Genomic DNA, 10,133 nt, shown 5'->3' with positions numbered 1-10,133 from the left:
GTAGTTCTACATAAGAGCGAACAATCTTAACATTAGCGAAAATATCGGTCTAGAAGGTCCATCTCCCGAATTAAAAATATCTGAAGCGGTTCGGGATGCTAATAAAGAGGAATATCGAAAGATGGCAAAGCTAGAGGAGCTAGCTTCTGAAATAAACGACATCATATATGATTCCCTTAAAATATCAGGAGAGACTCAGCAAAAAGTAAAATCTGAAATTTTCCTTCGGACCTCCGAATCTCCCGAGGACCGCAAAGTTCCTGACCCAGAATCAGTCCCCCCAACCCCCGAAAACATAGACAAACAGGTCAAAGACCTCGTCCACCACTTCGCGATGGAAGCAGTCCGCACCGAACCCGACGGCATCATTCCCCTCCACGGTACTAACGGCCAGGCCGACATGCTCGAGCGTATTGTCGAGCGCTTCGAGGACGCTTACGGTGAGTCTGTGGAGGACCGCCTGATCGAGGTTGATAACATCCTCGGCGCCGAGTCCGCCACCGAGGAGGCTTATCCCAACCTCCGAACGTTCATAGAGGACGACTTGTTGGACTATCACGTCGATATAATGGAGAACACGCCCATCGTCTGGAAGCTCACCACCGAGCGACTTCTCGCGGATTCGACCGGCGAAGGGTTTGGGTGTTTCGTCGATTATCATAGCATCGACGCCGGACTGTTCGACCGAATCGCAAACCAGTATCTTGAGCCGCAAAAAGCCGAACTGCGTGAGCGCCGTAGCGCTGCGAACCGCCGGCGGAGCGATAATTCTCTCTCCGCGAGTGAGCAAGCCGAGGCCGCCGAGCTTTACGAGCGCTGCGCGAACAAGCTCAACCAGATTAGTGTCTTCGAGGACGTGATTCAGGACCTGAGCAGCACTGACGAACGTAACTTCGACGAAGAGGACCGCCGATGCGTTGAGGAACTATCCCCGAAAGTCGCCGCCTTCCGTGAGGAGACCCAAGAGCGCGTAGAGACGCTCGCGGAACTGTACGAACGCAAGGACTCGGCGTGGTTCAAGGATACCTTTTCGGAGACATTCTGGGAAACTGTCGACGAGTGGCGCGACGAGTGGTTCGACGCGCTTACGGAACTCGAAGGTACCTGTGAAGCATACGCCAAGCCAACCAACGAGCCTGTAGAAGCACACCTCGCCGACCTGTTCGGTTACTTCAACCGGCGACTCAAGGGCTCGGACCACTACTCCAGTACGGGTATTCTCTTCATGACCTACTACTTCGAGCGCGAGGGCGCCGCCCTTCTCGATGAAGACGGAAACCCGCACGACAATCTGACCGAGGACGAACGCCTGCTCGCCTCGCTCGCGACCGGCCTCGACGACCCGAGCGTCGTCGACCGAGAGTACCTAGAGGCGATGGTCGCCGACGACGAGGAGATCGAGAGCGTGGCTGACCTCCCGCCGTTGGCCGAGTTCAAGGCGCTGGCAGAGGAAATCGACGACCGCTGTCAAGCCGTCGATAAGCAGGTTCCGTCGGACTGGGCCGACCGCGCCCTCTCGGAAATCACGACCGCCGGCTATCACCCCAACCGGAAACACGGTGTCGAAATCAACATCACGCCGCTTGCTGACGCCGAGATCGTCCCGAAAACCGTTGACGACCAGGTGCTGTAACCATGCCCGCGACGAAAACCCTCCCACAGTGCGCCGAAGATGCCGTCGAGACTGCTATTGCCGAGGCGGCCGACGAAGATCCGGTCGTACTCTGGTGGGACGACGGTGGATACCTTCGTGACATCGTCGAGAGCGTGAGCCACTCGGTCGGCTGTGGGTTCCACGCAGCTGAGCAGACACCGCTAGAGCTCCGCGCCGACGCGCCACGCAACCGAACCGTCTGGTACGTCCCGCAGGCGCACGGTGACGACGTGGACTGGTTCAAAGACGTCGAGAACACGGGTGGTGTCGTCGAACAGCACATCGGTAAACTTGCGGCACGCTGCTTCGAAAACGACCGCATCCAAGCCGCCTCGATCCGCACGGCCTACGAAGACGCCGACGAAAACGACCGCGAGCAGGTCGCGAAGACGCTCTTCCGGGAACTCAACGGCGAGGGCGGTCTGCCGACACTCCAGGGGCTCCAAACGAAAATCGTCCTCGACGGGCACGACGATCCAGTCCAGTTCGTGCTCGAACACGGCGCCGAGAACCTTCCTGACGATACCGATGACCTCCTGAAGATTCGCGATCTCCTCGTCGACGACGGTGTCACGGCCGTCGAGGGAGTGACCGACGAGAACGCGCTCGTGACGCGCACACGACGGTGGGCAGTCGCCGAGTGGCTCGTCGAAGAAGGGCTCGATAAGTCGCTCCTCGACGCCGAGTACCGACCTGAACCCAGTTCTGGACTGGGAATCTCCCGGCCCGAACTTCAGTCGCTGCTGAGCAAGGTCGATTCCGAGCGTGCCGAGGAACTGGCGCACGTCTACCTCGACCCTGACGCCCGCTTCTGGCACGATGTCCTGCGAACCTACGACGACCCGTGGGAACTCGCCGATTGTCCCGTCGACGCCTCGCTCGAACACGAACTCTGGGACGAATGGACGCAGTCATTCCACGATGGCGACTACGAGACGTGCGCAACTCGAGCATCCACCCGCCACCAGCGTCTCGAAACGACCTACGGCGACGTCCCGTGGACGCGCGTCTGGGAACAGGCCGTCGAAGTCGCCAAACTGGCACACGAACTCGAGACGTGGGAGGAACGCGGCGACACGACCGACGTCGTCGACCTCTACGGCGACGTCGATGAGGGGACCTGGCAGATCGACAACGCCGTGTACAATCTCATCATCTCGGGCGAGCCCGAGAATGACCTCCCCGAAGAGCACCCTGCGACGGCGACGCTCGACGACTTACGCACGTCGCTGACTGAGTCGCGGTATCTCGACTACCTCAGCGACCTCGGTGATCTCGTTGTTGACCAAATCGAGGATGGCTCGCCGTTTGTCGGTGAAAACTATGCTCACCAGTTCTTCGACCAGGAGCAAGAACACCTCCAGAGTGGCCAGAGCGTCGCGTTATTCATCGTCGACGCGCTTCGCTTCGACCTCGCACACGAGCTGGCCGAATCGGTCCGCCGCGACCTTCCCAGCCTCGAAGTCGACGAGACCGCCTGGGTCGGGACGCTCCCCTCGGACACCGAATTCGGGAAGGCAGCGCTCACACCGGGCAGCAAGTTCAGCTTCAACATCGAACTCGACGATGGGGAACTCGTCCCTGAACGCAACGGGCGGACGATTAGTAACTACCAGCGCGAGAAGATGCTGAAGGACGACGGTTGGAGTTACATCATGCAGAGCGAGGACGACGCATCGGGGTGGAGTAGCACCCGTGTCGCCTACTACTGGAACGACCTCGATAAGGCGGGCGAGGAGGAACTGACCGACTTCGAGGCCGTGTTCAGCGATCGTATCGAGAAAATATCGGACATCATCTGCGAGAAAATCGATCAGGGTGAGTGGGACCGAGCGTACATCCTCGCTGATCACGGCTTCGTCTCCCTCCCACAGAACGTCGACATCGACGACATCCACCCACCAGATGAAGCCGAAAAAGTGACCCGCCGGTGGGTCGCCGGCGCTGATCTCGACGGGGATACGCCCGGCGTCCTCCTCGACGAGAACGCTCACCTCGGCTACCTCGACGACGATACGAAGATTAGCGTCCTCGCGGACCCAATCCAGCGCTTCCGCAATCAGGGACTGCCGGACGCCCGCTTCTACCACGGTGGTGTCCTCCCCCAGGAGTTCGTACTGAATTTCGTCACGATTACGCAGGAGTGACTACCCATGAATGACTTCAAGCCCGGCGACGCGATATTCCTCAATGGAACCACTGCTGAGGTCATCAGGACATATTCAGTAGGTGACCTCGATTACCTCCGGGCGTACGTCGAGAATACTGGCGTGAAGACCGTCTGTATCGACGACGTCGAGATTGGGGAAAAAAGTGATCAGCTTGGGAAGCTGACTCCAGCGGTAGCCGAACAGCTCCATCCCGACCACGAGGCGGTCTCGGCCGAGTGGTTCGACCTGCGTTCGCAAGCCCTCCAGCTTCAGATCGCCCACGAACAAGGCCAGTTGCTGAGCATCTCGAACTCGCTCGTTCGCCTCGAACCGTACCAGCTCGCCGCGGTCAACTGGGTGATGCAGAAGCTCCGCCAACGCGCGCTAATCGCTGACGACGTCGGCCTCGGGAAGACCATCGAAGCGGGGCTCATCCTCAAGGAACTCACCGCCCGAAATCGTGCCGACCGCGTCCTGTTCGTCGTCCCTGCCCACCTCCAGAAGAAGTGGATTCGGGACATGGACCGCTTCTTCGACATCGACCTCACGCCGGCCGACCGCCAGTGGGTCGAGGGCGAACGCCGCCGACTCGGCGAGGAGGCCAACATCTGGGACCAAGACAATCAACAGATGGTCACGAGTCAGGCCTTCCTCCGACAGGACGAGTTTCAACCAGCCCTCGAGGAAGCGTTCTGGGACGCCGTGATAGTCGACGAGGCACACAAGGCCGCCAAGCGGGGCGAATCGCCCAGCAAGACGTCGAAGATGGTCGAACGGGTCGCCGACAACTCCGACTCCCTGCTGCTGCTCAGCGCGACGCCACACGATGGGAAGGGAGAAGCCTTCCGCTCGCTCGTGGAGTATATCGACCCCTTCCTCGTCGCCGAGGACCAAGACCTTTCAAACGATACCGTCGATCGGGTGATGATTCGTCGCGGGAAGCAGACGCTGTACGACGATGACGGCGAACGCATTTTCCCCGACCGTGAGGTCAACACGGTTCCCGTAGAGATGACCCACGATGAGCGGCAGTTCTACCGGGCCGTTACTGACTACGTCCAGAACATCTACAATCGCTCCGAGAAGCTGAATGAGCCAGCGGTCGGGTTCGCGATGGCGCTGATGCAGAAACGCCTTGTCAGCAGTATCGGCGCCATCAAAGCGACACTGAGCCGTCGCTTAGGCGATCTCGTCGATGAACAGTCAAGCTCCACTAGTCTCTCGGAAGAGGCCTCTGCGTATCTCGACGGCGAAGATCTCGACGAGGAGGACAAACAACGAGCCGAGGAGGAACTCTCCGCGCTGACCATCACCGAAAGCGATGCGCAGCTTGAGGAAGAGATCGAAACCCTGCGCGATCTCGTCTCGCTGGCCGAGGGCATCTCCGTCGACTCGAAGGCCCAGAAGGTGCGCCGCTACATTCAACAGTTGCTCGAGGAGCAACCTGACGAGAAACTCCTGCTGTTCACAGAGTATACTGACACGCTCGACTATCTGCTTGAGCTAGTAAAAGATGAGCCGTGGGCCGACGAGATCCTCGTTATCGATGGTAGCGTTGATAAAGAGGAACGCGCCCGAATCGAGGAGGAGTTCAACCACGGCCAGTCCCGCCTGCTGTTTGCGACTGACGCGGCCAGCGAGGGCATCGACCTCCAACATAGCTGCCACATCATGGTGAACTACGAGCTGCCGTGGAACCCGAACCGCCTCGAGCAACGCATCGGCCGGCTCCACCGCTATGGCCAAGACAAGGAAGTCAAGGTCTGGAACTTCACGTTCGAGGATACTCGCGAGGGCGAGATCTTCGACATGCTCCAGAACAAAGTCGAGAACATCCGCGGCAAACTCGGCAACACGGCCGACGTCCTCGGGATGCTCGACGACATTAACGTCGACTCGCTCATCATGGAATCCATCCAGAACGAGGAGCCTGCGAGCGCAACAAAGGAAGAACTCGAGGAGCTCATCGACGAGCGCCAACGCACGCTCCAGGAGTGGTACGAACGCAGCCTTATCGATACGAGTACGTTCGACCAAGAGAGCCGAGAGAAGATTCAGGAGGTAATGGACGAGTCCGAGGATGTCTACGGGACGGAGGCCGACATCCACGAGTTCGTTGAACGCGGTGTCGAGGCGCTTGGTGGCGACGTCGAGAAAGCCGGGAACAATCTCTACAGGGCCCAGCTACCTCGCTCACTTCGGCAGGGGCCGGACGAAGAGTATGGTCCGTTCACGTTCAGCCGAGATTTCGCGATGGACCATGATGGTATCGACTACGTCTCGCCCGACGATGACCTAGTACAGCGGCTTATGCAGCAAATCCTGGATAGTGAGCACGGTGATGTTGGGATGAAGCTTCTCCCGTTCGTCGATGAGTCGGGGATTACATACAACTACCGCGTGACGTTCGAGGACGGGACAGGCGAGGTCATCCGGGAAGATATGATCCCGGTGTATGTCGATGACCGCCATCATGACCCCCGGCAGCGGATGGGCCAGCGTGTTGTTCAGGGTGACAGTATCAAAGGATCGCCCGACGCTGACCGGGTGCGATCGCTGATACAGAGTCAGGATCAGCTGCGAGAAGCCGCTGACCGGTACATCAGCCAGCAGGTCACGTCCTTGCGGGAAGAACTACACGAGCGCCGCCGAGAGGAGACCCAGCAAGAACTGGATGACCTCGAAGAGTATGCGGAAGCTGAACGACAGCGGATCGAGGAGTTCATCGAGAGTTATGAGCGGAAAGCAGAGGCCGGGTCGAATATGGACATCGCAATCCGAGGACAGCAGGAACGGCTCAACAAGCTTGAGGAACGTATTGAAGATCGTCGTCGAGAATTGCAGCGGAAGGCTCGGGTCATCTCACTTGCGCCAGAGGTAGAGAACGTTTGCTTTGCTCTCCCGGTCTAATCGATTCCTGAGCTGGACGGGAGCGCTTCGCTGCCGGCGCGTCAGATCGACTTTCGCGAGGGCCTCTCGTAAACGTCGACGGAGACCACACGCTCGGGTGGGTAGTACGCCACTGGGACGTGACCGCTGTCAAGTTCGCCGCCATGTGACGGTCCGATGCACCGGACCCATCCCTCGTCCACAATCTCCCAACCGTCGTATTTGCGCTCGATCTCTCCCCCGCCGTGCTTATCCACAAGATGGACGACTACGCCCTCAGTTCTATCGTCTGGCATATTCGTGGAGTCAGAAGGGCGACAGTTGATTGTTCCGTGTTGCTCTGGCCCTGAAAATCAGCCCGCGAAGTCACTGCTCTCGGACTGTCACAGTTTAATTACATCTCGTCAAGGAACTTATTTACCTTCCGCAGAGGCGCCTGACGGCTTCATCACAACCTTTCACTTGTCTTTGTTCTTGGATTGGGATGTAACGGCACAAATCATTGCGGATCAAACCGCTTCTTTTTTCGCTTCCATCGTTCCGTGGACGTCCTCGGTGACATTGAGCAGGGTCGTGCGAACGTAGGCCTCAAGCGTGTCCTCAAGCATCGACTCCAGATACTCCTCGTCGCTCACTATCTCATCAACATCTCCGATCGGCATGTTCAGGGCCTCCTCAACGGTTGTTGGACGTCCGGCTTCGATAGACTCCTGCGAGAAGGTCGACATGAATTCGTCCGCTTTCTCCTGGTCCATCTCGACATCTTTGTGCGTTTTCCTAACAAACTCATCAATTCCGAACGGGCCGAAAATCTCATTCACATCGTCCATATCATACTCGCCTTCATACCTCTCACGGGCTCGTCCCTGAACGGTTTCATACAGCTCAAACACATCCATCCTCTCTGACTGTTCGCTGATAATCACGAGTCCTGTTGCGAAGGCAGAGAGAGTGGCCATATCAATCCGGGCCGGTTCGCTCACCTTGGATGGGGCGGAGTTGGCGTGCTCGATCATCTCTTCGGCGAGCGGTTCTAATCTTTCACGGAGTGAGTCGTAATCGGGTTCGTTCTGATACTCTGTGGCCCGGTGAGCAGCCTGCTGTAATCGACCGAGCATTCCAAGTGAGGTCTCGTACCACTCGCGTGCTCGCTGTCTCCGGCTTTGTCGCCTCTGGTAGAGTTTGATGATTATGCCGCTCACCGCTGTGACTAAGATGCCAGAGACAACCGGATTCGAAGCGATCGCGCTTACAACGCCCACACTTTGCCTAAATGAGTTGTTCATCTCACCTAAACTTTCGGCTGTTATTTAAGTAGCAAATCATCGTCATTTCAAATACGACTGGAAGATGGATCTAATGGTCTCCCTACTGAAGAGCGGATGTTCTATTTTGTCTTCCGTGAGTGCTGGGTAGATGTTGCTCGTGATTATTGCGCTAATCCCCGCCACTCGATATCATAGCAGACCCGCAACGGGCGTGTGAGAGGTTATTGTTTGAACGCTTTCGCCACAAGCAGTGGGAAGACAAGTGTGGCCTCTGCTTCCACTTGTGTGTAGTTCGTCTGGTTTTCTTTGATCTTCCCCCAAGAAACCGCCTCGTTTGGCGGTGCACCCGATAATGACCCATCACCCTCCATCCCCGTTGAAATATACACTACGTAATCCGCTCCTCCTCGAAAGAGGTTCGTCATGATTGCATGGTGTTTCGGTACTCCACCCCCCACCGCGATGAGCCCCGTCGAGTCCGCCAGCAGCCCATCTTCAATTAGCGAGTCATAGTCATCCAAAATCTCAATACCCACTTCTGAATCGTACCCTTGACGATAATAGTAGAGGAAGTTCCCGACCTCGGAGTCCGTCAACGCTGGACAGTACACCGGTACGTCGTTGTCCGCGGCCTGCTTCAGAACCGAATCCTCATCCTCAAGAGTTTCACCTAACTCGCGTGCGAACGACGTCGGTGTTCTCACTTTCTCCTCTGCGAAAAAGTCCTCAAAGAAATCATACAGATACTCCTCCAACCACACATACCGGTCAGAAGGAACGAAGAGATTCCCGAGCCGATTGATCCCACGCTCACGGAGCGATGCCTCGTCTGCGTCCCATTTTCCCATCTTGAATGGCTTTGCCGTCTTGATCACGTCCTCGGTCAGCGATCCAGACGTCGTAATAACTACGTCCACATACCCCTCTCGAACGAGATATGCGACGGTCTCGCGCAGCCCCGACGAGATGATGTTTGACGTGAACGTGAGGTAGACAGTGGCGTCCGCCTCCTGCATACGTTCGGCGATGTCGATTGCCTCTGCGAGCTGCGTCGCCTGGAACCCCGTTGTCCCATAGGCGTCGAGCATCTCGTCAAAATCAAATTCTCCACGAAAGTCGTAGCCACGAACATCCGGCGTGTCAGGTTCCTTATCACTCCCAGGAACGACGTCGCTGTGAGAGTCATCTTTGTCCATACTACTGGATAATCTGACGCCGGTTTGAAGAACTCGGAATCGGTCTCCAAGCCGTTGATGAAACCCTCAGCAGTTGAGAGTTTTACACTCTAAACCGGTCAGTACAGGGGACTCACAGCCCACGAGAATTCTTCAGCAATCGTAGCAGCATAGCTAAAGTCAGCATCATCACAACGGTGAACGTAATTGCGATAATAAGGGTTCCTGTACCGATCATGCCTGTTTTTAAGTGTACAACCTGAATAACACATCGGCTCAAAGATCCCTCTGGGACTGCGCGGGCCGATCAGTTCGCAGCCCTCGTCGACCGGCTGTTTCACACGAGAATGTCTGGAAAGTCGGATTTCAACACAACAGTAGTCCCTTGTTCTCTAGTAAATAGCTCCGGACATGGTGGTGTGCGAGTTCCCACGATTGCTCGTCAACGAAAGCTCCGGAAACAGTGGAGGGGCAGTATTGAACCCACACACCACTGCTTCAAGTGAAATAATAGACTCCATTGGCAGTGGGCCTTCTCAGCAGTTCTCCATGAGAGTGAGCGATCTCGCTCTTATGCAGATTATCGGTATAATCAGCGAACTCCCTATGCGAGAGATGCCAATACAAACGTATGAGATTGGGTGACTAAGAGCCCTCAGAAGCCCTCAAGAGCAGAGTTACTATTCCTCGTACGTGATGTTCATCAGCCATTGGGAGAAGGCGTCTGCCTGCGGATTGACATCTTCCTCACCGACGAATGGCGAGAGCATGTCACCTGCCATCAGCAGTGAAAAGTCACGATCAGATGCTGTTGGTTCGAGATAGTAGGTTCGTTGACCTTCGTACACCGCTTCTTCACGCTGAATCAGCTCGGCACTCTCAAGCGCTTCGACTAGTCGGCTTCCTTTTCGCGAAGAGACACCCAGCTCTTTCCAAAAGTCGCTCTGGTGAATCCCACCCGTCTCACGGACCAGTTCATACTGATAGCTAAAAGTTC

General features: G+C 56.8%; 7 protein-coding genes. 3 read left to right on the top strand and 4 right to left on the bottom strand.

Annotation, left to right across the window (positions count from 1 at the left end; all coding sequences use genetic code 11):
* Positions 1-121: 121 nt before the first annotated feature.
* From Z052_RS00735 to Z052_RS00725, 3 genes are read left to right on the top strand one after another with little or no spacing between them, the layout of a single operon-like run.
* On the top strand, positions 122-1,633 hold the full coding sequence (locus tag Z052_RS00735; protein WP_241897861.1) for a hypothetical protein: 1,512 nt from the start codon (positions 122-124) through the stop codon (positions 1,631-1,633).
* A 2-nt stretch (positions 1,634-1,635) separates the two neighbouring features.
* Positions 1,636-3,801, top strand: a complete 2,166-nt coding sequence (pglZ, locus tag Z052_RS00730; RefSeq protein WP_099288516.1) for a BREX-5 system phosphatase PglZ — start codon at positions 1,636-1,638, stop codon at positions 3,799-3,801.
* 6 nt (positions 3,802-3,807) lie between these two features.
* Positions 3,808-6,714: a helicase-related protein gene (locus tag Z052_RS00725; protein WP_099288514.1), complete on the top strand. Its 2,907-nt coding sequence runs from the start codon at positions 3,808-3,810 to the stop codon at positions 6,712-6,714.
* A gap of 41 nt (positions 6,715-6,755) precedes the next feature.
* On the opposite strand, the gene Z052_RS00720 is transcribed toward Z052_RS00725, so the two are convergent.
* The 4 genes from Z052_RS00720 to Z052_RS00705 all read right to left on the bottom strand — a co-directional run bounded on the left by Z052_RS00720 (position 6,756) and on the right by Z052_RS00705 (position 10,110).
* On the bottom strand, positions 6,756-6,989 hold the full coding sequence (locus Z052_RS00720) for a hypothetical protein (RefSeq protein WP_099288512.1): 234 nt from the start codon (positions 6,987-6,989) through the stop codon (positions 6,756-6,758).
* Positions 6,990-7,202: 213 nt separating this feature from the next.
* The gene (locus tag Z052_RS00715; protein ID WP_144049940.1) at positions 7,203-7,955 is read right to left on the bottom strand and encodes a hypothetical protein; all 753 of its coding nucleotides are present in this window, start codon (positions 7,953-7,955) and stop codon (positions 7,203-7,205) included.
* A gap of 227 nt (positions 7,956-8,182) precedes the next feature.
* Entirely contained in the window at positions 8,183-9,157 is a 975-nt protein-coding gene (locus tag Z052_RS00710; RefSeq protein ID WP_099288508.1) for a deoxyhypusine synthase, read from the bottom strand.
* A gap of 659 nt (positions 9,158-9,816) precedes the next feature.
* Positions 9,817-10,110: a MarR family transcriptional regulator gene (locus Z052_RS00705; protein ID WP_241897862.1), complete on the bottom strand. Its 294-nt coding sequence runs from the start codon at positions 10,108-10,110 to the stop codon at positions 9,817-9,819.
* Positions 10,111-10,133 lie beyond the last annotated feature (23 nt).

It is taken from the genome of Halorubrum sp. C191 (genome assembly GCF_002727095.1).
GTDB lineage: Archaea > Halobacteriota > Halobacteria > Halobacteriales > Haloferacaceae > Halorubrum > Halorubrum ezzemoulense.
The sequence above is the reverse complement of the archived record's forward strand: the minus strand, read 5'-3'. Positions and strand labels throughout refer to the sequence as shown.